Genomic DNA, 24364 nt, shown 5'->3' with positions numbered 1-24364 from the left:
CAGGGTTGTTATTGGTCGCCAACCCCTGCATCATTCATGCGTGAACATCCGGCACCATGAGACGTCTGACGAATGCAGAAGAAAAACGCGACCATACACCTGCTGATTCTTGACCCATCGCAAAACGATGCAGAGTCCATGGTCAGCTTGCTCCGAAATTCCGGCAAGGCCACCCGCGCCCACCGGATTACGTCGGAGGAAGATCTGGAAGAAGCACTCAAGACCTCCAACTGGGACTTGTTGCTGGCCCGGGATATCGACCAGGAATTCGGCCCTGACGAAGCCCTGGGCATGGTCAGGAGAATGGATAAAGACATTCCCTTTATCCTGCTGACAGAAGAGTACAGCCGGGAGCGTACAGTCAACATCACTCGCTCGGGCGCACAGGATGCTGTGCCTTTTCAGTACACTGACCAACTGGTTCTGGTGGTCAAGCGCGAGCTGTCTGCCCTGGATGAGCGGCGCAAACGCCGCGTACTTGAATCCCACCTGCGAGAGGCAGAACAACGCTGCCAGCTCCTGCTGGAAAGCTCTAAAGACGCCATCGCCTACATCAATGATGGCATGCACATCTATGCCAACCAGTCCTACATGGAGTTTCTGGGTTACGACGACATCGATGAACTGATCTGCATTCCGGTGCTCGACACCCTGACACCCGACAGCCAGGACAAGTACAAAGATTTCATGAAAGCCTTCGCGGAAGAGCGAAAGGATGGCATGACGCTGAATTGCACCGCACGACGCAGCGATGATCATGAGCTGAATGTGACCATGTCCGTATCGGCGGCGACATACGACGGTGAAGCCTGCACCCAGATTGTTCTGCAGCCGGAACACAGCGATGCCGAGCTGGAAGAAAAACTGAAACAGATCAGTAATCAGGATCTGCTGACCGGATTGTACAACCGCCAGTATCTGATGGGCGCACTCGCCCAGACCGTAGCAACCGCTGGCAAAGAAAACCAGACCGGTGCCCTGGCCTACATTGCCCTGGACAACTTCCTGAGCATAAAGAGCCAGATTGGCATCTCCGGTGCTGACCTCCTTCTGGGCGACCTCGCCACGCTGCTGCGTGAGCAGGTGGACGACGACATTACACTTGCCCGCCTCAGTGACGACGCATTCTGCATCATGTGCCTGCCATGCAACGAAGCAAGCATGGAAACCCTGTGCGAGCAAATCCGGAAAGCCGTTGACGATCACCTCTTTGACATTAATGGACGCACGGTTCCGCTCACCGTCTCCATCGGCGTGGCAGCAATCACCGAGAACTCACCGAAGGCCGAAGAGCTCATGGGCCGGGCCCACATGGCCTCTGCAGAAGTCAAGAAACAGGAAGGTCACGAGCGAGGCAACGGCGTTCTGGTGTACAACCCGGCGGAATACGAGAGCCTGGACGAAACCAACTCCGTGGAAGCCATCCTCAAAGCCCTCGACGAAAACCGGTTCCGGTTACTGTTCCAGCCCATCATCAACCTGAGAGGGGAAGGCGAGGAACATTACGAAGCGTTCGTGCGGATGCTGAACAAAGACGATGAAGAAGTATCGCCCTACGATTTTCTGCCACCGATGGGGCCGAGCGATACCGCCATCAAGATTGATCGCTGGGTTATTCTCCAGACCATCAAGCAGCTGGCCAGTCACCGGTCCCGTGGCCACGATACCCGCCTGTTCCTGAACATTACGGCAGAGACATTGCAGGACAAAACCTTCACACCCTGGCTCAGCGTCGCCCTCAAGGCCGCTCGCCTGCCGGGCGATTCCCTGATCTTCCAGGTTCGCGAAGGCGATGCCAACAACTACATGAAGCAGGCCAAGGAATTCACCAAAGCCGTGCACGAGCTGCACTGCAAAGTTTCGATCTCCCAGTTTGGTGGTGCCCTCAACCCGTTCAATACCCTCAAGCACATTGATACGGACTACGTGAAGATTGATGGTTCTTTCACGGAGGAAATCCAGAAAAACGACGAAGCCAAGGAACAGGTCAAGGAGATGGTTAAGAGTCTCCAGAATGCCGGAAAACTGACCATTATCCCGCTGGTGGAAAATGCCGGGGTACTGGCCACCCTGTGGCAGGCTGGCGTGAACTACATTCAGGGTTACTACCTGCAGGCGCCGGTGCCGGAGATGAACTATGACTTTGGCGACAGCTGATTGCTGAAGATGACACAGAAAAGGGCGAGATCTTCTCGCCCTTTTCTGTTTTCAGAGAGGTGAGCTCTGGAGGGTCTGATTGGTTTCACTTTCCCGGAACCCGATCAGATACAAAATCGCGTCCAGCCCCAATGTGGAAATGGAGTGGCGCGCCGATTCCTTCACCAGGGGTTTGGCCCTGAAAGCAACGCCCAGCCCAGCCTGGCTAAGCATAGGAAGATCGTTTGCACCATCGCCAACCGCGATCACCTGCTCACGGGCAATGTGTTCTTTCTCTGCGATTTCCAGCAACAACTCGGCCTTGCGCTTACCGTCTACGATCTGGCCTTTAACGTTACCTGTTACTTTACCCTCTACAATTTCAAGTTCGTTGGCATAGATGTAATCAATGCCCAGCTTGCGCTGAAGGTGGCGGGCAAAATAGGTAAAGCCGCCAGACAGGATGGCCGTTCTGTACCCCAGCGCCTTCAAACTCCGAATCAGATGCTCAGCACCTTCGGTCATCTTCAGGCGACAGGCAATCCCCTCAAGCACCGACTCATCCAGCCCCTTCAGCAGGGCCAGGCGCTCCGCGAAGCTCTGGCTGAAATCCAGCTCCCCCTGCATCGCCCGCTCTGTAATCTCCGCGACCTGAGCCCCAACGCCAGCCTCATGGGCCAGCTCATCAATGACCTCAGCCTCGATCAGGGTGGAATCCATATCAAATACCACTAACCGGCGATTGCGCCGGAAGATGGAATCTTCCTGGAAGGCAATATCGACATTCATTTCGCCCGCAATGTGGAGGAAATCCGCCCGAAGCTGTTCTAGATCTGACGGCGTACCCCGAACCGAAAACTCCACGCACGCAATCCGGTTGTCAGCTGGATTCAGGGACGGCCGGGCCGACAGCCGGGTGATGTTATCGATATTCAGGCCGTGCCTTGCGGTGATGGCTGACACCCGGGCAATCTGCTCCGCCTTGATGTCCCGTGCCAGCAGGGTCACGATGTAGCAGGCCCGGTTGCGACCTTCAGCCCACACCTGATACTCCTCCTCCGTAATTGGTGCAAAATGCGCCTGAAGGTCCAGAGAGTGCAACTGAAATAACAGGTCCCGGATCACCGGTGAGGATTGGGACTCATCCGGTATTTCTATCAGAATCCCCCAGGTCAGATGGTCATGAATAACCGCCTGACCGATATCCAGAATGCGGACGTCGTACCGCCCCATGATTCCTGTGATTTCCGAGGTCAGACCGGGCTTGTCCCGTCCGGATACGTTGATCAGTACCAGCTCACTCACTCTCTGTGCTCTCCCCATTCTGAGCTTCTTCCTGCGCCCGCGCGGCGGACGGTATGACATCAATACCGTCCACACGCTGCAACCCGCGGGGAAGCTTGTGGCCACGACGGCCTCGTTCACCCAGATAATGCTCTAGATCGCCAAAGCGCAAACCCAGTTTACGCTTGCCTGCCTTCACCTCAAGCTGATCATCTTCGCCGAACACAGCCACCGAGACCACATACTCTTCCCGGTTCTGCACGCGGGCAGACGGAATGCTGATAATCTTATTGCCCTTCCCTTTGGCCAGTTCCGGCAGCTCGCTGAGCGGAAACACCAGCATGCGCCCCTCATTGGATATGGCCGCAAGGTACAACGTGGATGCCGTGTCCGGAATCATGACCGGAGGCATAATCCGGGCGCCTTTTGGCACAGAGACAACCGCCTTGCCCGCCCGGTTTTTACTGATCATGTCATTGAGCGATGTAACAAACCCATACCCACCGTCGGTGACCAACAGAGTCTTCCGCTCGGGATTGCCCATTAACAAGCCCGCGAAGGTGGCACCAGAAGGTGGATTAATCCGCCCTGTCAGAGGCTCTCCCTGGCCACGGGCCGATGGCAGGCTGTGCGCCATCAGTGAATAGGCGCGGCCCGTTGAGTCCAGAAAGATGGCCTGCTGGTTATTACGCCCTCGTGCGGACAGGGCAAACCGATCACCGGACTTGTAGCTTAAGCCAGAAGGATCAATATCGTGCCCCTTGGCCGCACGAACCCAGCCTTTATCCGACAACACCACGGTCACCGGATCGTTTGAAACCAGATCCGTCTCGCTGAACGCCCGGGCCTCCTCTCGCTCAACGATGGGTGAGCGACGATCATCACCAAAGGTTTCGGCGTCCTGTCTGAGTTCGGTTTTGATCAGATCCCTCAAACGCTCTTCAGACCCCAGGATAGCCTGCAACTCATCGCGCTCTGCGGCAAGCTCATCCTGCTCACCGCGGATCTTCATTTCCTCCAGTTTGGCCAGATGGCGGAGCTTCAATTCCAGGATGGCCTCTGCCTGATCGGAAGACAGGGCGAATCTGGCCATCAGCTCAGCCTTAGGCTTGTCTTCCGTCCGAATGATCTCAATTACCTCATCAATGTTGAGGTAAGCGATCAAGAGGCCCTCCAGAAGGTGCAGCCTGGCCAGCACCTTATCCAGACGATGCTGGAGACGACGGGTAACCGTCGTTTTCCGGAACGCGAGCCATTCCGTCAGAATTTCCTGTAAACCCTTTACGGCAGGACGGCCATCATTACCAATAACATTGATATTGACCCGGTACGTCTTCTCCAGGTCCGTGCTGGCAAACAGGTGCGCCATCAGGCCATCCAGGTCCACCCGGCTGGACCGGGGCACAATCACCAGACGGGTCGGATTTTCATGGTCCGATTCGTCACGCAGGTCCGCCACCATGGGCAGCTTCTTGGTCTGCATCTGCTGGGCAATCTGCTCCAGCACACGGTTTCCAGAGACCTGATGCGGCAAGTCGGTAATCACAACCTCGCCGTTTTCCCGAATCCATCGGGCCCGCATCCGCAGCGACCCCCGGCCGGTTTCATACATCTGGCGAATGTCTTTTTTCGGCGTGATGATTTCAGCGCCGGTCGGGAAATCCGGCCCTTTAATGTGCTCACACAACTCATCGACCGTGGCACCTGGCTGGTCCAGCAGGCGAATACAGGCAGCAGTGACTTCCCGCACGTTATGAGGAGGAATATCGGTGGCCATACCCACCGCGATACCCGTTGTACCGTTCAAAAGCACGTGCGGTAACCGCGCCGGCAAAACGGAAGGCTCTTCCATCGAGCCGTCAAAGTTAGGAACCCAGTCTACCGTGCCCTGCCCCAGCTCACCGAGCAGAACGTCCGCAAAGGGAGCCAGACGCGATTCGGTGTAACGCATAGCCGCAAAGGATTTTGGGTCGTCTGGTGATCCCCAGTTGCCCTGGCCGTCTACCAATGGGTAGCGGTAGGAGAAAGGCTGAGCCATGAGCACCATGGCCTCGTAGCAGGCGCTGTCTCCGTGGGGATGGAACTTACCCAGCACATCACCGACCGTACGGGCCGACTTTTTGTATTTGGAGGTGGACTTCAAGCCCAGCTCCGACATGGCGTAAACAATTCGCCGCTGTACGGGCTTCAGACCGTCCCCTACGTTGGGCAGCGCCCGGTCCAGAATGACGTACATGGAATAATCCAGGTAAGCCTTCTCAGTGTAGTCCCGGAGAGATACCCGCTCGAAACCTTCATCCGTTGTCTGAAACTCTGGCATGGATGCCTCTTTGCCTTGGGTGCCAATCAATATCGTGGCGCACATTATATGGACGCAGGCTCCGATACACCAATTTCCAATAGCGGAATTCCCGCATGGAGACTCTGTAACATGCGCCGTATTCTCGCCAAAGTGATTAGAACGCCGTTTACTCTTTGAACAAGCGGAAACCTATGAAACCCAATCTCAAAGCCTGCGGGCAAGCCATGGTCACGGCCATGGTCAATGCGGTTCTGGCCGTCGCCCTGATGCTGCTGGTGGAGTTTGCCATCAGTGGGACTTTTCAGGTCCCTGAGCCCTATATCTGGGCCGGGGTACTGATATGGGCGGTTATTTTCGCTGCTCAGTTCCTGCGCCAGAGACATCTGTGCCAGGCCTGTGAAAAAGATACGCAGTCACCTGTGACAGAATCTGCCAGAACTGCCAGCAAATCCTGACGAGTTTTCTGACCAGAGAGGAAGAAAGGAAAGGACGGGCCTCTGGAAATTTCTCCCAGAGCCCCGCAGGTGATGAGGGAAACAGATTACTGACGAATCCCTTCCACAGAGATTTCAATCTCAACAGTTTCAGACGCTTTACCCAGATCCATCGGGATACCGAAGTCTTTCAGGTTCAGCTCTGTTTCAGCTTCAAACCCCATACGGTAACCGCCCCAGGGATCGTCACCGTGGCCCAGCAATTCGGCATCCAGGGTGATTTCCCGGGTTACGCCACGCAGGGTAAGATCACCGATAATGTCAGCTTCACCGGCTTCATCAACCACCACTTTCTTACTTTTGAAGGTGGCCGTCGGGAACTCACTCACATTCAGGAAGTCCTCACTCCGCAAGTGCTTGTCACGCTCAGCGTGGTTGCTATCCACACTCGTGGTATCGATGGAGACGGAGACCGAGCTGTTCTCGGGATTCTCGGCGTCGTAACTGAACTCACCGTCAAACTCATTGAAACGACCGTAGAGCCAGCTGTAGCCAAGGTGTGAAATCTTGAACGTAATGAATTGATGCGCACCCTGCGTATCAAAAGCATAGGTACCACTGTGCTCGTTGGCGTGAACCGACGTTACCATGGCCGCAGAGATCGCGGAGGCCAGCAGAATTTTCTTCATTACTTACTCCTTGCAGTTAACATTTCAGGAATGAAATCGCACGAACGCTCAGGACAGACCCAGCATTCGCCGAAGCGTGTTGTCACGGTCTATCAGGTGGTGCTTCAAGGCACCAAGAGCGTGTATCGCAGCCAGTACCACAATGGCCCAGGTGCTCCAGTAATGGACGGCACCTGCCGTATCCTCAAGGCCTTTTATCTGCCCGGTCATTGAGGGCACTTCAAACCAGTTGAAGACGTGGATAGAGGAGCCATCAGCCGTTGAAATCAGATAACCGCTGATCATGGCCACGAACACCAGCAGATACAGCAACCCGTGGGCAATATGCGCTGAAATTACCTCCCAGCGTTTATGGTTCGGTAACGGGCGGGGAGCACGGTTAAACAGACGCCAGAGCAGCCTTACAGCCATAACGCCAAACAGAAGAATTCCCACGCTTCGGTGTATGTCGGGCCCTTGCCGATACCATGGATCGTAATAGGATAAATCAACCATCCAGTACCCTAACGCGAAAAGCGCAACTATCGTCACGGCAGCCACCCAGTGCAACACTATTGCCGCCCAACCGTAGGCTACCTCAGAATTCTTCGCCGCCATTGAAATACCTGTCTCCTTTCAACTGTTCCGCTCCAGGCGGCCATAGTCCCCGCCGCCACCCACAATGAGCCTAGTTTAGAGGGCCGGGCGCCCCGCCAAAATCAAAATGTTTTGCTGAGTTACATCAGATTTTCTGACCAAGAGCAATCTTCTCTTGACAGTAACCACTTTGGTCGTATGCGGTTTTACGGATTGTTGAAAATTATAACAACTGTAGACTTTAACCATACTTTTAAACCGCCCCGTCACGGGGCCTCAGTGACCGAGAGGAAACGACATGGAACTTGAATTTGATGAGTCTGTGGTAGTACCCAGCAACAACTGATTCCTGACAAACCCGGCAAAAGCCGGGTTTTCTTTACCACACCACGAATGCCTGAAGGACACAAACGGTTTCGCCTTTTCTGCATTAAGTAGTGGTAATGCTTCTTTTTTTTTGGCAATCTTCAACATATTGCTGAGCTCACGCTGGCAGTTCAGACATCGGCGCCAGAATCCCGGCTCATCAGTTAACAGATCGGTAAGTGCTCTCACTACCAGAGCCTGCCGATGTCTTCGTTGAAGGTTCCAGTCCCGCTTATGTCGCACAACCCTCCCGATTCGCTGCCGACACCGGAGATCGACTCTCTCTCTCCCATGCTCAATCAGCAAGGGCCGGTCTGGACAGCAAACTTTCGCGGACTGAAACTTCGTACAGCGCTGCAACCCATTTACAGCATTTCCCACAAACGTACGGTCGGCTACGAAGCCCTCATCCGCGCATTTGACACCGATAACTCGGCCGTTCTACCCCTGCACCTGTTCGAGCTTCCGGTATCAGAGGCCGAAAACCTGTTGCTCGACCGACTCTGTCGGTATCTGCACATCCGCAATTACAGCGAGATCAAAGATCAGGTTAACTGGCTGTTTCTCAATGTCTCACCACGGGTCGTCACCTCCGGCTCCCAGGCCGACGCATTTTTTGGCAAACTGCTGAAAAAAACCGGGCTGCCACCCCACCGAATCGTGATGGAAATCGTAGAGCAACCAACCGACGATGCCGAGAGACTGCGGGACACCGTTGCTTACTACCGTAAGCTGGGCTGCCTGACCGCAATCGACGATTTCGGGGCCGGGCACTCCAACTTCGAACGCATCTGGAACCTGTCACCCGACATCGTAAAACTGGATCGCACACTTCTCACCCGAGCAACCGAAGACCGACGGGCCAGGCAGATACTGAATGGCATGGTGTCGCTGCTTCACCAGTCCGGTTGCCTGGTCCTGCTGGAAGGGGTAGAGACAAGGGAACAGGCCATGATTGCTATCGACGCCGGCGTGGACTTTGTTCAGGGATTCTATTTTCGCCGCCCTTGCCTGGAGCTGAGCGAACTTTCCCATTCCACCGAAAATCTTGAGAACCTGCTTGAGGAATACAAACACCGAAAGCGGGAGACCCACGACCCGACCCAACTGCTGATCAATCACTTCAGTGAAACTTTCAGAAGAACCATTGACCGCCTGCGGAGCGGACAATCCCTGGCCGACGCCTGCGGCGAACTGCTTGGGCATCCCGCCGTTTCCCGCTGTTACCTGGTCGACGAGCAAGGCATTCAGATAGAAGACACCCTGGTTTCAGACTCTGCCGCCCGCAACCTGGACCCACGCTTTCTTCCCCTGGAAAATACCAGCAGTGCCGACTGGTTCAGACAGCAGTACCTTCGAAAGGCACTGGCACAGCCGGGAAACATCCACGTAACGTCCCCTTATCTGTGCGTGACCGGCGCCTGTATGTGCATCACCTTATCGCTGGCGTTCAGGCACGCCAGCAAACTCCGGGTACTCTGCTGCGATACGCTGGCCAACTTCAATCACAGGCCGTAAACCACCGCAATAACCGCCACCGTAGACACCCCCACCAACAGATTCATGGGTAGCCCCACCTTCACGAAATCGGAAAATCGGTAGCCCCCTGGCCCATAGACCATCATATTGGTCTGGTAACCCAGCGGGGTGGCAAAGCTTGCCGACGCAGCCATCATCACCGCAATAACAAACGGTTCGGCTGGAACCCCCATACGGGCCGTCATTGATAAGACAACAGGAATCACAAGGACAGCGGCGGCGTTATTAGTAATCACCTCGGTCAGAAATGACACCGTGCAGTACACCAGAAAGAGTGTGAACAACACGTCGCCGGCACTGAGCGATAAAATCACCTCGGCCATATACGCCGCCGCACCGGTTTTTTCGAGCGCAGCGCCAAGGGCAAACGAGGCGGCGATCGTCAGGATCACCGGTACATCCACAGACTTCTGTGCCTGGCCAACGGAACAGCAACCGGACAGTATCATCAGGGTTGCACCAAGAAGAGCCGCGTTCAGCATGCTCAGAATGCCGCAGGCCGCCATACCCACAAGCACCAGCAAGATGCCCCAGGACAACCAGGCACGGTCGTGTCTCGGCGTCTCTGTTTCAAGATCATTGATCAGGAGAAAATCCTTGTTGTAACGCTGACGACTGACAAAAGCCGGGCGCGCTTCCAGCAGCAGGACATCGCCCGGTTTAAGCCGGATGTTGCCAAGGTTGCCCGACACCCGCTCACCACCACGAGCAACGGCCAGCACCACTGCACCATAGCGGTCCCGAAAGCGGGCATCCCTGATAGTCAGCCCAAGCACATCGGATTGGGGCGACAGCGCCGCCTCAACCAGCCTCCGCTCAGCCCTGTCCTTGCTCAGGCTTGGCTCATCGTCATGAACCGAAGGTACGATGCCATTGATCCGCAACAGGTCAGAAATAGCCTGAGTGTCACCGGCAAACACCAACCGGTCTCCCCCGCGTAACCGTTCCTCTGAAGGCACCGCGGTTACCACACTGCCGTCACGCTCAATCTCAACCAGATACAGCCGCTCAAGCTCACGCAGTCCGGCCTCACCCACGGTTTTTCCTACCAGTGGCCCACCCAGCGAGACCGCCACCTCCAGCGTAAACTCTCGCATGGAACCAAACTTCTGTTGATCTTTGCGGTCTGGAAGAACACGGGGCATCAGCGCCAGCATGGCCATCAGGCCGATCACCGCAACCGGCAACCCCACCGCTGTGATGGAAAAAATAGAGAACCCGGGCTCACCGGTGAGCTGCTGATACTGGCCATTAACCACAAGGTTTGTACTGGTGCCAATCAGCGTAAGTGTTCCGCCCAGAATGGCGGAGTAACTTAACGGGATCATCAGCTTGGACGAGGAAACGCCGATTTTTCTGGACCAGGCATGCACCGCCGGAATCATAGTGGCGACAACCGGCGTGTTATTGAGAAAACCACTGAGCAGCGCAACCGGCAAGGCAATACGGGCCTGAGCAGAACGGACAGTTCTGGGGCTGCGAAGAAGGTGATTGACCAGCAGGTCTACGCCACCGGAATGATGAATACCCGCTGCCACCACAAACATGGCCACAACCGTGATCAGCCCGGTATTACTGAAACCCGCGAGCGCCTGATCCGGAGAGACAATCCCACTGGCACTGAGTACCACCAGCACCGCCATCATGACCAGGTGCGGCGCATAACGCCCCGAACTCATCAACAACAGCGCGGCCAGTGCCAGCCCCAGTGAAAACCATCCTTGCCAGTCCATAACTCGGTTTTTCCGATCTTAAAACTGGCAGGATAGCGGGCAAATTCAATTCAGAGAAAGAATAACTGTCGATTTTTATATTTCAAAAAAGAATATCAAACGGCAACGTCGGCCATGTTTCCGTAGGCCTCCAGCCAGGCGCGACGGTCCGATGCCCGCTTCTTGCCCAGCAACATGTCCATACACTCGTCGGTGTCATCACCCTCTTCCAGAGTAAGCATCACCAGGCGGCGCGTATCCGGTGCCATGGTGGTTTCGCGTAACTGCAGCGGGTTCATCTCGCCCAACCCTTTAAAACGAGTGACCTGAATCTTACCTTTGCGCTTTTCTGCGGCCAGGCGGTCAATGATTCCTTGTTTCTCGTGCTCGTCCAGGGCATAGAAGGTTTCCTTGCCCAGGTCCACCCGGTACAGCGGGGGCATGGCAACGAAAACATGCCCGGCAGCCACCAGCGGCCGGAAATGCTTAACGAACAAAGCACATAGAAGTGTGGCAATATGAAGCCCGTCGGAATCCGCATCCGCCAGGATACAGATCTTGTTGTATCGCAGACCCGCCAGGTCATCAGAGCTGGGGTCCACACCAATCGCAACCGCAATATCATGAACCTCCTGAGACGCCAGAATTTCTCCGGAATCGACTTCCCAGGTGTTTAGAATCTTGCCCCTGAGTGGCATCACCGCCTGAAACTCTCGGTCCCGAGCCTGCTTGGCAGAACCTCCGGCCGAATCCCCCTCCACCAGGAACAGTTCTGAGCGCGTGGTGTCAGCACCAGAACAATCCGCGAGCTTTCCAGGCAAAGCCGGGCCAGCGGTAACTTTCTTCCGAGCCACCTTTTTACTGGCCCGAAGCCTCCGCTGGGCGTTGCTGATGAACAGCTCTGCCAGTGCCTCGGCAATATCGGTGTGCTGGTTCAGCCACAGACTGAACGCATCCTTGACCACTCCGGATACAAAGGCAGCCGCCTCACGGGACGACAGTCTCTCCTTTGTCTGTCCCGAGAACTGGGGCTCCTGCATTTTGAACGACAGCACATAGGCCACACGTTCCCAGATGTCCTCCGGAGACAGTTTCACGCCCCGGGGCAACAGGTTGCGGAATTCACAGAATTCGCGCATGGCTTCAAGCAGACCGGTCCTCAGCCCGTTAACGTGAGTGCCCCCCTGAGCCGTCGGAATCAGGTTGACATAGCTTTCCATCACCGCGTCGCCACCTTCCGGCAGCCACTGAATGGCCCAGTCTACGGCTTCCTTGTTACCTGCAAAGCTTCCGGTAAACGGTTCCAGTGGAACGGCTTCAATATCAGCCAGAGCGGTCCTCAGATAATCGCGAAGGCCATCTTCATAGAACCATTCATCCTTCTCGCCCGTTTTCTCCTGAAGAAAAGTAACCATCAGCCCCGGGCACAGCACCGCTTTCGCTCTCAGATTGTGGCGCAGACGGCTGACTGAAAAGTTCGGGCTGTCAAAATACTTCGGATCGGGAGTGAACTTCAGGCGTGTCCCGGTGTTACGCTTGCCCACTGTATCAATAACCTGCAGCTCGGACGCCTTGTCGCCGTCAGCGAACGTCATCCGGTGCACCTGACCATCACGCTTAATGGTCACTTCAAGGTGGGTGGACAGGGCATTGACCACGGAAACCCCTACCCCATGCAAGCCACCGGAAAAATTGTAATTGCCCTGAGAGAACTTGCCACCCGCATGCAGACGGGAAAGAATCAACTCTACCCCCGGCAGGCCCTCTTCTTTGTGGAGGTCCACGGGCATGCCGCGACCATCGTCCTCAACACTCAGTGAATTGTCACCGTGGAGAACAACATCGATGCGTCGGGCGTGGCCAGCCAGTGCCTCGTCAACACTGTTATCAATGACTTCCTGAGCCAGGTGGTTGGGGCGCGATGTATCGGTATACATGCCCGGGCGCTTTCGCACCGGGTCCAGACCGCTCAGGACTTCAATGGCATCGGCGTTGTACTGTTGCTGGCTCATAGGAATGGCATGGCTCCGCAATTGATCGTTGCGCCATAGCTTAGGGATTCAGGCTGAAAGATCAACGGTTGTTTTGTGGCTGCGCCACGTGGTTTCAGTTTTCCAGGTTCCGGATCAGCTCCCGTTCAGCAACTCCCTGAACCCGTACCTGTTTCCAGCCCCGTTTCTCAACCGCCAGCACAACGCAGGGCGAGGTAATAACCTGGGTCACCATCATGTCCGGGCCCGGGGCACTCACCTGCATGACCAGGTCGAGCACCCGCTCCTGCTCATGCGCGCCTGTCAGCCCCACGCTGTAGCCTCCGGTTGGCTTCTGACCCAGAGTGACGATTACCAGGTCTTCCCGACTCAGATCGACGTTGCGCACAGCGTCTGTCGCCATATTCTGGCCACTGACATCCAGCATGGTTTCCCGTTCTTCGGAAGAACGGAGGTAAGCCACCCCGGGGCCGGTCAGGCCACAGTGAGCTGACTGGGTAATCTGTCGGATTTTAATGCTTTCCTCAGGCTGGGCCTCACCAGTCGCACTGCAGCCAGCCAGCCATGTAAGGGCAACCGCCCCCACCAAAGTCGTTACCAACGATGTTTTCATTGAATTGCTTTCGCTCCGTTGCTATTCCGTGCGCCACCGACGTCAACGTCCAGGAGCCTGTAGCCCTTGAAACCTGGCCTGGGAAGCGTCTCCGGGGTCGTCGTTGATATTGTCGGACGGGAAAAACCGGTGGTCATGCGAATATTCGAGAGGCTCGCTTCATCGGTAATCGTCACTATCTCCCTCAACCCGGCTACGGGGTATTCGGCACAGGCTTCTCCCGGCTGACAGATCAGGCCATCGCCGTCGTGATCGGACCCTGCCACCAGATAGTAGTCGCCCGGACGAACCTCACTCAATCTGTGGGGCTCCTCGCCATCATCAAATTCAAAGCGGAAAGCATACTCACCAGCTTCCGCCTCAACAACAACCTGGGACGCAGCCAGATAAAAGTCACGCTCATCGGGCTCCGTGTTAACCAACAACACGAAGTGCCGCCCTGCATCCCGTGCCTCCTGATCGCTGATCAGTTGCCCGATCGCCGGAACCGTCAGTGTGCTGGCCTTACCACCCACTTGATACGTCACACCAACCTGCCCACGGGCCACAGCCCCCTGTTCCAGCAGATCGTTACGCAGGGCCACCGTGAACGAATAGGGCCGTGTCGTCAGATTCTTGTCGGTCACCGACAGCCAGTCCGGCAACGCCGAAATGGCGATATCAGAAATTTCACCACTTCCAAATACATTCAACTCAACCCGCTGGGTATCCAGCCCTTCGCTACTCAGGGAAATCTGCGCTGGCGACGCAGACAGAATGGTCTGCGCAAAACTGTCCTGAGCGGCAGCTACAGCTTTAGCCGCATCAATCACGCCATACCCCAGCGTGTTGTTTCGCTCACCAACTCCCCCCGTGAGCGCACCATCTTCCAGAGCATTCAGGACGTAGGCGTGGTTGAGATCAGGCCTGACTCTTTTCATCAGAGCAAGCACTCCCGCAACATGAGGAGAGGCCATGGACGTCCCCTGAAGACCACGGTAGCCAGGCTGCGCTCCGCCAGACGTCAACTCACCGCTGGCACTCCACACCACATCCGAAGCACCATCCAGATTCCCGTCCCGGCTGGCGTCGCCTCCCGGTGCTGCGAGGTCAATCCAATTGCCAAAATTCGAATACCCGGCCAGGTTGCCCGCACCGTCCACCGCGCTTACAGCCAGAACTCGGGGCGACGCGGCGGGGTAGGACTTTACCGAGGTGGAAGCATTGCCCGCCGCAGCCACAAAAAGAACCCCCCGATCAACGCCCCTTTGCAGAGCGTTCTCCAGTTGGGTAAGTTCCGGCAATCCACCCAGGCTCATGTTCACCACATCGGCTTTTGCACCCTCGACCACCCAGTTGATGGCCTCAATCAGGTCGGATGCCTTGCCGGTACCACCCTCACCCAACACACGAACCGGTACGATGCCCGAACCGAAGGCAACGCCTCCAATGCCGTTGCCCTCGACAACGGCTCCGATGGTACCGGCCACGTGGGTGCCGTGAAACACGTCACCGCCTATGCTGTTACCCGGGTCTACAGGAAGCCCCCCGTCCACAAAATCGGCGCCCGCCTTCACATTGGCATGAAGGTCTGGGTGCCATAAGCCTGACCCCAACCGCAGGAGCCCGGTATCCAGTACCGCAACCCGTACCCCCACACCGCCATCTGGCACCAGTTGCCAGGCCGCTGGCCCATTGATCAGGCCATAATGCCACTGGCGAGGGTAAAACGGCTCATCAATGGGCGTCGCCTCGGTACGGAACAAATAATCCGGCTGCACCTGCGCAAGACCTGGCTGACCGCGAAGATCCCGAATCCAGCTTAGCGTCTCGTGCTTGCGCCCTCCACCTGGCGGGCTGGCCGCAGCCATCACAGGCCGGGTCAGCAACCAGCTGTCGCCTCCCAGGTGCCGGGACGTCATGCCCGCCCCTGCCGCAAAGGCTCTCGACTGCCCGCCTTCACTCTCCAGCGTGACAATCGCATGATTCTCGGCAAAGTCGTACTCAGGCCAGGTAAATGACAGGTTTCCAGAGGTAGCCGCGGCGGTTTTGGCCAGAATGTAGCGCGCCGGCGCACCGCTCGGATTACTGACGGTCACCGTATAATCCCTCGTCTCCGCCACCCCGGAGAGAACGACAGAGCCCCCCACCAGCGCCGTCCCGGCTTGCCCCGAGTCCAGTTGCAACTCCAGGCTCGCCCCTGCCAGACAACTCCCAAAGTTCTGCAGCATCAGCGTATCGCCGGGGGCCAGAGGGATGGTGTAGGTGTCCACCGGGTCTGCCGCGTAAAAAAGCTCCTGGCAACTTCTCTTGTCAGCGGGATACAGGCCATCCTCGCCACTGACATATCCCCCCAGGACAAAGCTCTCGGGCAAGCGCTGAACACCCGGCGCCGGCCTGGCGCCTTCGAGACCCAACCGGTCCATCGTATCCTGATCGACCCGGCTGTTTGCCTCAATATTAATGACCCCGGAAAGCGGGCTGGGCGGCGCGTCGGAAGACGACCCATCTGAACCGCCAGAACCACCACTGCAACCTGAAAGCAACATCATCCCTGGTATCAGGACAAGAGGAAGAATCGATAGTCTCACGGGTGCTCTCTTTGTCTTTCTTTGTCGTTTTTCCGATCTGTGTCCAGAGTATACGGCCAGACATCCCTGATCGACCTGTGCTGAGCAGAATCCACAGACATGTTACGAAAAAACCCGCGGGCCGGGGCCTCGCGGGTTCATTCATACTACTTGCCTTACAAGGCATAGAAAAGCATTGGAACAAACGCGACCAGCAGAAGCGTCGGTATCATCACCACCAATGGCAGCAGGAGCCGCTCATACCGGTGCCAGAACGAACCAGAGCGCTCAGCCGCCAGGACTTCGGTCTCCCCCACCACCTGCCGCGTCAACAGATGGTTCAGCGCAACCGGCGGACTGAGATAACCCAGCTCAAACGCTACAAGACAAACAATCCAGAAATGAAGGGGGTCGATCCCGATCTGCAAAGCTGGCTGGGCAATGGTGGCGGAAACAAGAATCACCGCTCCGAACGGGTCCATCACCATCCCGATCACCGTCAGCATGACCACGATGACCAGCATGGCCAGCCAGGGGCTGGTCAGGTCTTCAGGAAACAGCGCATGGACGATATCCGAACGTTCCAGAATCCCCCCCAGGCAGATCGAAAACCCGATCAATGCCAGTAGCGCCCCGATGTGTACCGCGGAATCACTGGCGGCCGCCGAACTTCTGGCGAAGAAGGCCCGGGTTCGGGTCTGCTCCACCTCAGGGGCGGTCCCGCCCGCATCCAGCATCACCAAAGCCAGCATCACCAGCGGTAATATCAGAGGCGCGCTGTATTCATTGAATTGCAACCCCAGAGCCAGCCAGATCACGACGATCACCAGGGCAGCCGTCAGGGCATAGGGGATCAGCGGACGCAACTCCAGAACGGCAGCCCGGAAGGCGCCGGGCGCCGGGCGGGGTTTCCAGTTGCCTTCGGTTTTGCAAACCACGAACGAAAACAGCGTGGCCGACATGATAAACACCCAGAACCCCCAGCCGTACATCTCGGTGGTGGTCACTTCCTTATTCAGGGCGGCGACCACGACAATCAACAGGCACGGGTTCAGCACAACTCCCAGACTTCCGGACATGGCCGTGGTGGCCAGAGACAACTGCCGGCCGGCCCCGGCGCGCCGGAGTTCGTCGTACACGACACCGCCCACCGCCAGAATAAAGATACCGGATGCCCCGGTGAAGGCGGTCGGGAAAGCCGTCGCAAAGATAATCACAGACGCCAGCATGGGCGCAGGCAAATTGAAAGGCTTAATAAGATTCAGCAGCAATTCCGGAACCCGCGTCTGCTTCAGCATCATCCCCACCAGCACATAAAGGCCAATGTTGATGAACATAGAGGACAGGTTGGACATCATGCCGAAATAGATTGCCAGCCCCGAGGCATAACCATCCACGAAGAAGAAATAGCTCATGGCAATCAGCCCCATGGTGCAGTACAACGGCACCACAAGCCCTGAAGAGAGCGCCAGCCCTCCCGCCTTCATCCGTTCAGGCACGTAAACGAACCGGAACGCGTTTATGATCATGAATAAGCCGAACACAAACGCCCAGGCATATTGCAGGACCAGAGTTCCATCCGCACCTGGCGACTGGGCCAACCGCCCGATGTAGGCGCTAAGGGACATCAGCATCAAACCGTTAACGATGAACTGACCACCCTGGCTCAGTCGCCACTCTGAACGGTTACGAGGCAACCTCAAAGCAATATGATCTGCATCCAGTGCCGCAATCGCTGCAGCCAGGGCGAACATCCCGATGAACAGAAACTTGGTCAGATCAATATTGTCGAGCAGGAAGTCAGCCAGCCCCTGCTCTACCGTCTTATACACACCCAGTGCCCAGGTGGCGTGTTTCTGATTTTCAGCAAACTGTAAGTGGCGCTGTTCACATAAGGCCAGGTTACCCTGCAACGATTGCCTGAGAGCCCGGGGGGCAGGCGGAGAACTGAACAGGTCATCCGGGTCAGGTTTGTAAGCCTGAACCCTTCGTTCGACTTCCTTGTCGATGTCCATGAACAGGTTGCAGGCAGGTTCGCTCGCATCCGGATTCAGCAAGTAGTAGTTTGGCCATACCTGCTCTCCCACCCACAACATCCGGGAATGCAGAGAGTTCCCCATTCCCAGAAGCAGAGTGGTCAGAAGCAACAGCAGCAGAATCACCCCGTGCAGTCGATGCACGGGGTACAGCGTTCTCACGCTTGTTGCAGTCATCGCGCGCCAGTTCATGCTCAGGCTCCCCGATTATTCCCGGTTATCCGCGGTACACTCCGAGGCTCCGGGATTGCTGGCGCACCGGATCTTGCTGAGCAGGCTGAGCATTTTCGGGTGATAGACTCCCGGCCCACCACTCATGCCATCCCGCATATCCAGTCGGTTCTGGCGGAACATTTCCTGATAGCCGACGATGTCCTTCTCCGGAATTCGGATCCACTGTTCATCGGGAATGGCCTTTTCCTGGGATTCAATCAGGTTCATCGCTTGCGGGTACATCCCCCAGGCAACCTCCCGGGCCTTCTGGGACTGATCATCATCAAGCACAGCATCCCGGGCAATGATCTGGATGGTCAGTTGCGCCAAGGGGTAATCCACAATGCCGCCCTTTTCACCAATCCCTTTGTATAGCTCCAGAGCCTCGTAGGCAAACGCCGGGGCGTAGGCGGTGTCGACCGACCCATTATTGAATTTTCCGGCGAAATTGGTGATGTCCGACGGAACCACCGTGGCTTTGACATAGTTCACCATGTGAATGGCGTCTTTCTGGTAATCCAGCGTGGCAATGCGTTTTCCGGCCAGCTCACCCGCCGTATCAATACTCCGGTCATTCACGAACAGATACCCCGCTCCTGCCGGCACAATGCCCAGGACTTCGTAATCACCGTCCTTCATAAGCGAAGCGGCTTTGGGCTGAGCGAGCGTTGCCAGAAGGGTTTTCAGGTCCTCGTAAGTCGGCAACGCACCAACGGCGCTCAGGCTGCCGGTAAACCGGTTAAATGGACGAATCCGAATATCGGTGGCGGCCACTGCATCACACTGGCCAGCATTAAAGTCACCGATGGCGACGCCTTCATCGGTATAGGGTTTGAGCTGAAAGTCCACTCCATGGCCTTTCATTTCCAGTGCGTAGTCCTTAACCAGATTGTAAACGTCACCGTTTGCACCGATAACATCAAAGACACACAGCGACACTGGCTGGGCCGAGACCAGCGGTGCGGCAAGAGTAAGGGACAAAGCTGCAAGGGTTTTGCGGATCATGACGACCTCCGGGTCATTCTTGTGATTGTGATCGGTAAAGCGGGAATCCGGAAAACCTGCTCAGAGCAGGCCTTCCAGATCCATGGTTTCCACATTTTCGGTGCTGCGCTCAGGGCTCATCTTTCCGAAAAAGGTTCTTGGCGTCCGATGGCCATAGTTGGCGCTCCAGTGCTTGTCTGAAGAAAACTGAACAACGCCACGAGCGACCTCATCGACCAACCGATAATCGTCCCAGACATCAATCCGGTCTTCAGCTTCGGCAAAGCCTTCAATCGCGTGCGCCAGCACGTCCGGACGCCCAAAGGTTTCAGCCGCCACCACTTGCACGGCATATGAGGCCCGTATGCCAGAGTCCACCGCCAGCTCCGTGCTGTTTTCAAGGACCTGCCAGGGATCTGGCGACAGTTCCGGCTTTGTGTCCGGCAACAGCAACCACACGAGAGCCCTTACGGCATTCGGTAAGCCACCCCACTTTTCATTGTCCACGCACTTGGCAGCGCGTTCTGCCTGAGGCGCGATATTACGGGGAACACCGGCCATCGCCCCAGAACTGGAGTCGTTAACAATGGCCTGCATACCGGTAAGCAACCCCAGCAGAAACGTCAGTTCGTCCTGGTCATTAAACAGAAAGGGGCATTCGATCGGTTCGGCAGCAGGGTCAAAATCGTAGGCAGCCATGGCTCGGGTAAACGCTTTATAACGCCGTGCCGCGGTACGGGCGTGCAATCGCTTAGCCACTTCCCGGGCATCCTTGGCGGCAGGCACATCACCACGGTAGTCCGCTCGAAGATAAGCAAGTTCAGCCTCCCATGCGCGGTATTCCATGCAATTGGCCGCCAGCAACATCAACAGAGACCCTGTTGAATCCGGCGCATCGGTGACACGCGAAAATGAATACACCAGAGGATCTGTGCCTTCACCGAGGGCACACGCCATGCCTGGATCCGACATCTGCATGACGTAAGGCGTAGCTTCAGATTCCGAGTAGCTGGAGAGCACCATTCCGGTGGTGGAATAAATGGGGTTAGCAGAACAACCTGCCAACAACACCGAACCGCCCAGTACTGCCCAGCGACAACCCGCCGACCATCGACGCGCGTGAGAGACTATTGAAGAGATCATAATCCGACCTGTCTGACTTTGTTTTTGTATGTAAGGGACCGCGAGTGATTGTTGTCACCATGGATTCTCGTCAATCCGCGTCCGACTCCGGATACCCGGAGCGGATAAAACGATAGGAAGGATGCGGTGATTATGATCAGGCAGAAATGGCTTGATTGCCGAAACCAGCATGCCGATCAGGCCAATGGCCTGGTATGAAAGTCAAAAATCAGGATTTTATTGATTTAAAACAAGGAGTTCATCGTCCGGACATTTCCGATACACAGGCACCAATTTATCCGATTAACATCACGCAAGCCCCAGCATGGCCATGACCTGATCCGTCAGACCATCCAGCGACAGCCCGCCACGCTCAGGGCGGTACCAGGTTACCGTCCAGCTCAGGGCGCCGGTGAGCATTCTCCGGGTGATGAAAGGGTCCGCCCCCAACTGACCCGCGTCCGCCAGCTGACGCAAGGCTGACAACCACAGGTCTTCATAAATGTCCCGCAGCTCCAGAACCTCCGCCCGGGAGCTTTCCGACAGGCTCCGCCACTCGTAAACCAGCACCGCCATGGCCTCACCCGTTTGGCCATTGATCGACTCAAGCTCCGTCCGGACCAACGCCCGCAGCTTTTCTTTTCCGTCAGCGAACTGATCCGCTGCGGCCTGCATCAGCGCTGTGTTCAGCCGGATAGTTTCAACCATCACCGCCTTCAGGATTTCTTCTTTGGTGCGGAAGTGATGGAACAGGCTGCCGGACTGGATACCAACAGCCGCCGCCAGGTCTCGCACGGTGGTGCGCTCATAACCTTTGTCACGGAACAGCCTCGCCGCCTCATTCAAGAGGCGACCGCGGGCACTGGCGGGGTCGGATACAAGTTGCTCGGCAATAAGGGACTGCAGAATCGGGTTCGGGTTCACAAGGGTCATCCGGTTGTCTTGCTGGGTCTTTTCATTCTACCGGAGAATTGCCTGTTTACAAACCAAGCGCTTGCTTGGTATCGTCATTTTATCGTTGGACACGCCGGCTGTCAGGCCGGCAACAATCGAAGGCCAATAACAATGTCACAGGACAACAAGACCATCCGTATCGGCTGCTCGGCCGCCTTCTGGGGCGACACAGAAACCGCAGCCGCGCAATTGGTGCACAAGGGAAACATTGACTATCTGGTGGCCGACTATCTGGCAGAGATCACCATGTCGATCATGGCTGGCCAGAAAATGAAAGACCCCAGCCAGGGCTATGCCAGGGATTTCGTGGAAACGGTCATGGCACCGCTACTGGGAGACATCAGACGCAAAGGCATTAAGGTGCTCGCCAATGCGGGAGGGGTAAACCCGGTGGCCTGCCGCGACGCGCTTCAGGCGCTGTGCGAAAAAACCGGGGTCGACCTGAAGATCGCCCTGGTTCTGGGCGATGATCTTCTGATGAAGAAAAAGAAACTGGCCGGGTCTGGAATCACAGAAATGACCACAGGCCAACCGTTCCCCGCCATGATGGTCAGTCTGAATGCGTACCTTGGGGCTGGTGGGCTCGTCGCCGCTCTGGCTCAGGGGGCCGACATCATCATTACCGGCCGGGTCGCCGACAGCGCACTGGTTCTGGCACCGCTGATTCATGAATTCGGCTGGGACTGGACCGACTACGACAAGCTCGCGCAGGGCAGCCTGGCCGGCCACCTGCTTGAATGCGGTGCCCAGTCCACTGGCGGTAACTTTACCGACTGGGAAGATGTGGCCGAAGGATACGCCAACATGGGATTTCCGATTGCCGAAGTGCAGGCTTCCGGTGACTTTGTCATCACCAAGCCTGAAGGCACTGGCGGCCTGGTCAGCCGGGGCACGGTCAGTGAACAATTGGTGTATGAGATCGGCGATCCCCGCGCCTACCTGTTGCCGGATGTCACCTGCGACTTCACTCAGGTAACGCTGGACGACACGGGGAATGACCGGGTGCGCGTAACAGGGGCCAGAGGGCTGGCACCCACCGATAGCTACAAAGTGTCGGGCACCTGGCCCGACGGCTTCAAATGCACCGTCACCTTCCTGCTGGCGGGCATTGGTGCCCCGGCCAAAGCCCGGAAAGTGGCCAATGCCATTCTGGCCAAAACTTCAGCGATGTTTGCAGAACGAGGGCTGCCGGACTATTCCGAAACCAGCATTGAACTGCTGGGCACAGAAACCACGTATGGCACTCATGGCCGGGGGCAGGCATGCCGGGAGGTGGTGGTTAAAATTGCCACCGCTCACCCGAAAAAGGAGGCCCTGGTGCTGTTTTCCCGGGAAATTGCCCAGGCCGCTACCGGAATGGCTCCCGGGTTGACCGGCATTGTCGGGGGGCGGCCCACCGTATGGCCCAAAATCCGCTTGTTCTCCTGCCTGGTTCCCAAAGACGAGATCTCTGTTTCGGTGGATGTCGCGGATCAGGCCTCCGAAATCCCGGTAGCCACTGATGGCGGCTTTGATCCCGGCTCACTATCACCTGAGCCGGAGTCACGTGTCGAGCTGACAACCGATACTACGGTGCCGCTGATCAGGCTGGCGTGGGCCCGCTCCGGGGACAAAGGAGATCACAGCAACATCGGGGTTATTGCCCGGAAACCAGAGTTCCTGCCATATATCGAAGCAGCTTTGACAGCGCAGTCCGTGAGTAAGTGGATGGCCCATACGCTGAACCCGGAGTCCGGAAAAGTAACGCGCTGGTCGATGCCCGGGCTCCATGCCTTCAACTTTTTATTGGAACACAGCCTTGGTGGTGGGGGTGTGGCTTCGCTTCGGATTGATCCTCAGGGAAAGGCCTTTGCACAGCAACTGCTGGAGTTTCCTGTGCCCGTGCCTTCGACTCTGGTGCTGCAATGAGTCTTGTTATAGCTGCGATGAATCAATCACTGCAGGCGCCCCAAACCATTTCGCGGATTCGACGCATTTTAATAGGGAATTCTTTATGAGTTATCAGTCTGTTCTCCGGCCCGGATTGTTTGACGGTCAGGTCGTTATTGTCACCGGCGGCGGCTCCGGCATTGGCCGTTGTACCGCCCACGAGCTGGCGGCCCTGGGGGCCCGGGTTGCACTGGTTGGCCGCAAGCAGGAAAAAATCGACGCGGTTAAGGCCGAGATTGAAGAAGATGGCGGCCTGGCCAGCGCCCATGCCTGTGATATCCGTGAGGAGGAATCCGTCAAGGCAACGGTGAAGGCCATTATCGAAACTCACGGCGGCCTGAACGGGGTCGTCAACAACGCCGGAGGGCAATTTGCCTCACCACTGACGGGCATCAATCAGAAAGGCTGGGAGACCGTAGTCCGGACGAATCTGACCGGTGGTTTTCTGATGGCTCGGGAAGCTTACACCCAGGCCTTGAGCAAAAAGGGTGGTGCCATTGTGAATATCGTTGCCGACATGTGGGGCGGCATGCCGGGTATGGGGCACTCGGGGGCGGCCCGGGCCGGCATGGTGAACTTTACTCAAACGGCCGCTGTTGAATGGGCGCCTTCAGGCGTCCGGGTAAATGCCGTGGCACCGGGATGGATTGCGTCCAGCGGAATGGACAACTACCCCGCTCACATGAAGTCGTGGATTCGCAGTCTGGCGGATGCGGTTCCCATCAAACGAATGGGAACGGAGTCTGAGGTCAGTTCGGCGATCTGTTTTCTGCTTAGCCCAGGTGCCGCGTTTATCAGTGGCGATTGCCTTCGTATTGATGGCGCAGCGTCCCAGGGAGGGCGTATCTGGCCAATGCCCAAAGCCAGCAACAACCAACCTTACAACGGTTTTCACCGGGCAGTAACACCGAAAGTATTGAGCGACGACTGAGGAT

17 protein-coding genes are annotated in these 24364 nt (G+C 56.7%); 5 read left to right on the top strand and 12 right to left on the bottom strand.

All coding sequences use genetic code 11. The features are described 5' to 3' along the window. The first annotated feature begins 72 nt into the window (after positions 1–72). Complete coding sequence (locus K325_RS0103025; protein WP_029652778.1) at positions 73–2157, top strand: EAL domain-containing response regulator; 2085 nt, start codon at positions 73–75, stop codon at positions 2155–2157. Positions 2158–2208: 51 nt separating this feature from the next. Here K325_RS0103025 and serB read toward each other — a convergent pair whose 3' ends face one another. Together serB and parC are read right to left on the bottom strand one after the other, a co-directional pair. Continuing rightward, the gene (serB, locus tag K325_RS0103020; RefSeq protein ID WP_211218127.1) at positions 2209–3459 is read right to left on the bottom strand and encodes a phosphoserine phosphatase SerB; all 1251 of its coding nucleotides are present in this window, start codon (positions 3457–3459) and stop codon (positions 2209–2211) included. Then, on the bottom strand, positions 3434–5740 hold the full coding sequence (gene parC, locus K325_RS0103015; RefSeq protein WP_029652776.1) for a DNA topoisomerase IV subunit A: 2307 nt from the start codon (positions 5738–5740) through the stop codon (positions 3434–3436). Before parC ends, serB begins: the two co-directional genes overlap by 26 nt. Positions 5741–5913: 173 nt before the next feature. Here parC and K325_RS0103010 point away from each other — a divergent pair, with 173 nt between their 5' ends. Continuing rightward, positions 5914–6177: a hypothetical protein gene (locus tag K325_RS0103010; RefSeq protein ID WP_029652775.1), complete on the top strand. Its 264-nt coding sequence runs from the start codon at positions 5914–5916 to the stop codon at positions 6175–6177. Between the two features lie 86 nt (positions 6178–6263). On the opposite strand, the gene K325_RS0103005 is transcribed toward K325_RS0103010, so the two are convergent. Both K325_RS0103005 and K325_RS0103000 read right to left on the bottom strand, forming a co-directional pair. Further along, a complete protein-coding gene (locus K325_RS0103005; RefSeq protein WP_029652774.1) occupies positions 6264–6845 on the bottom strand; it encodes a YceI family protein in 582 nt (193 codons plus the stop codon). A gap of 48 nt (positions 6846–6893) precedes the next feature. Continuing rightward, positions 6894–7442, bottom strand: coding sequence for a cytochrome b (locus K325_RS0103000; RefSeq protein WP_029652773.1), 549 nt, complete (start codon positions 7440–7442; stop codon positions 6894–6896). A 549-nt stretch (positions 7443–7991) separates the two neighbouring features. On the opposite strand from K325_RS0103000, the gene K325_RS0102995 reads away from it, so the two are divergent. Beyond that, the gene (locus tag K325_RS0102995) at positions 7992–9305 is read left to right on the top strand and encodes an EAL domain-containing protein (RefSeq protein WP_228128377.1); all 1314 of its coding nucleotides are present in this window, start codon (positions 7992–7994) and stop codon (positions 9303–9305) included. Here K325_RS0102995 and K325_RS0102990 read toward each other — a convergent pair. From K325_RS0102990 to K325_RS0102955, 8 genes are all read right to left on the bottom strand, one after another. After that, positions 9293–11059: an SLC13 family permease gene (locus tag K325_RS0102990; protein ID WP_029652771.1), complete on the bottom strand. Its 1767-nt coding sequence runs from the start codon at positions 11057–11059 to the stop codon at positions 9293–9295. The genes K325_RS0102995 and K325_RS0102990 overlap by 13 nt on opposite strands. 95 nt (positions 11060–11154) lie before the next feature. After that, positions 11155–13050 carry a DNA topoisomerase IV subunit B gene (parE, locus tag K325_RS0102985; RefSeq protein ID WP_029652770.1) on the bottom strand — a complete coding sequence of 632 codons (1896 nt, stop codon included), beginning with the start codon at positions 13048–13050 and terminating at the stop codon, positions 11155–11157. Between the two features lie 94 nt (positions 13051–13144). Next, positions 13145–13642: a protease complex subunit PrcB family protein gene (locus K325_RS0102980; protein ID WP_029652769.1), complete on the bottom strand. Its 498-nt coding sequence runs from the start codon at positions 13640–13642 to the stop codon at positions 13145–13147. After that, positions 13639–16212: a S8 family peptidase gene (locus tag K325_RS0102975; RefSeq protein WP_029652768.1), complete on the bottom strand. Its 2574-nt coding sequence runs from the start codon at positions 16210–16212 to the stop codon at positions 13639–13641. The genes K325_RS0102980 and K325_RS0102975 overlap by 4 nt, the downstream gene beginning before the upstream one ends. A 155-nt stretch (positions 16213–16367) precedes the next feature. Further along, positions 16368–18419, bottom strand: a complete 2052-nt coding sequence (locus K325_RS0102970) for a TRAP transporter large permease subunit (protein ID WP_029652767.1) — start codon at positions 18417–18419, stop codon at positions 16368–16370. Positions 18420–18434: 15 nt separating this feature from the next. Beyond that, positions 18435–19445, bottom strand: a complete 1011-nt coding sequence (locus K325_RS0102965) for a putative solute-binding protein (RefSeq protein ID WP_029652766.1) — start codon at positions 19443–19445, stop codon at positions 18435–18437. A 60-nt stretch (positions 19446–19505) separates the two neighbouring features. Further along, on the bottom strand, positions 19506–20567 hold the full coding sequence (locus K325_RS0102960; RefSeq protein WP_029652765.1) for a hypothetical protein: 1062 nt from the start codon (positions 20565–20567) through the stop codon (positions 19506–19508). A 288-nt stretch (positions 20568–20855) separates the two neighbouring features. Further along, positions 20856–21479 (bottom strand): TetR/AcrR family transcriptional regulator, encoded by a 624-nt coding sequence (locus K325_RS0102955; protein ID WP_029652764.1) that lies wholly within the window; start codon positions 21477–21479, stop codon positions 20856–20858. A 132-nt stretch (positions 21480–21611) separates the two neighbouring features. Here K325_RS0102955 and K325_RS0102950 point away from each other — a divergent pair, with 132 nt between their 5' ends. Both K325_RS0102950 and K325_RS0102945 read left to right on the top strand, forming a co-directional pair. Beyond that, a complete protein-coding gene (locus K325_RS0102950) occupies positions 21612–23408 on the top strand; it encodes an acyclic terpene utilization AtuA family protein (RefSeq protein WP_029652763.1) in 1797 nt (598 codons plus the stop codon). An 85-nt stretch (positions 23409–23493) separates the two neighbouring features. Continuing rightward, positions 23494–24360 carry an SDR family oxidoreductase gene (locus tag K325_RS0102945; RefSeq protein WP_029652762.1) on the top strand — a complete coding sequence of 289 codons (867 nt, stop codon included), beginning with the start codon at positions 23494–23496 and terminating at the stop codon, positions 24358–24360. The last annotated feature ends 4 nt before the right edge of the window (positions 24361–24364 follow it).

Source organism: Marinobacter daepoensis DSM 16072 (assembly GCF_000421165.1).
Taxonomy (GTDB): Bacteria; Pseudomonadota; Gammaproteobacteria; order Pseudomonadales; family Oleiphilaceae; genus Marinobacter; species Marinobacter daepoensis.
Note: the sequence above shows the minus strand (reverse complement) of the source record. Positions and strands in the feature narration are given on the sequence as shown.

Excerpts from the sequence above, each read along its gene's own strand:
- K325_RS0103025 (WP_029652778.1), top strand. The coding sequence starts at position 73 with ATGCAGAAGAAAAACGCGACCATACACCTGCTGATTCTTGACCCATCG.
- serB (WP_211218127.1), bottom strand. The coding sequence starts at position 3,459 with ATGGGGAGAGCACAGAGAGTGAGTGAGCTGGTACTGATCAACGTATCC.
- parC (WP_029652776.1), bottom strand. The coding sequence starts at position 5,740 with ATGCCAGAGTTTCAGACAACGGATGAAGGTTTCGAGCGGGTATCTCTC.
- K325_RS0103010 (WP_029652775.1), top strand. The coding sequence starts at position 5,914 with ATGAAACCCAATCTCAAAGCCTGCGGGCAAGCCATGGTCACGGCCATG.
- K325_RS0103005 (WP_029652774.1), bottom strand. The coding sequence starts at position 6,845 with ATGAAGAAAATTCTGCTGGCCTCCGCGATCTCTGCGGCCATGGTAACG.
- K325_RS0103000 (WP_029652773.1), bottom strand. The coding sequence starts at position 7,442 with ATGGCGGCGAAGAATTCTGAGGTAGCCTACGGTTGGGCGGCAATAGTG.
- K325_RS0102995 (WP_228128377.1), top strand. The coding sequence starts at position 7,992 with ATGTCTTCGTTGAAGGTTCCAGTCCCGCTTATGTCGCACAACCCTCCC.
- K325_RS0102990 (WP_029652771.1), bottom strand. The coding sequence starts at position 11,059 with ATGGACTGGCAAGGATGGTTTTCACTGGGGCTGGCACTGGCCGCGCTG.
- parE (WP_029652770.1), bottom strand. The coding sequence starts at position 13,050 with ATGAGCCAGCAACAGTACAACGCCGATGCCATTGAAGTCCTGAGCGGT.
- K325_RS0102980 (WP_029652769.1), bottom strand. The coding sequence starts at position 13,642 with ATGAAAACATCGTTGGTAACGACTTTGGTGGGGGCGGTTGCCCTTACA.
- K325_RS0102970 (WP_029652767.1), bottom strand. The coding sequence starts at position 18,419 with ATGAACTGGCGCGCGATGACTGCAACAAGCGTGAGAACGCTGTACCCC.
- K325_RS0102965 (WP_029652766.1), bottom strand. The coding sequence starts at position 19,445 with ATGATCCGCAAAACCCTTGCAGCTTTGTCCCTTACTCTTGCCGCACCG.
- K325_RS0102960 (WP_029652765.1), bottom strand. The coding sequence starts at position 20,567 with ATGATCTCTTCAATAGTCTCTCACGCGCGTCGATGGTCGGCGGGTTGT.
- K325_RS0102955 (WP_029652764.1), bottom strand. The coding sequence starts at position 21,479 with ATGACCCTTGTGAACCCGAACCCGATTCTGCAGTCCCTTATTGCCGAG.
- K325_RS0102950 (WP_029652763.1), top strand. The coding sequence starts at position 21,612 with ATGTCACAGGACAACAAGACCATCCGTATCGGCTGCTCGGCCGCCTTC.
- K325_RS0102945 (WP_029652762.1), top strand. The coding sequence starts at position 23,494 with ATGAGTTATCAGTCTGTTCTCCGGCCCGGATTGTTTGACGGTCAGGTC.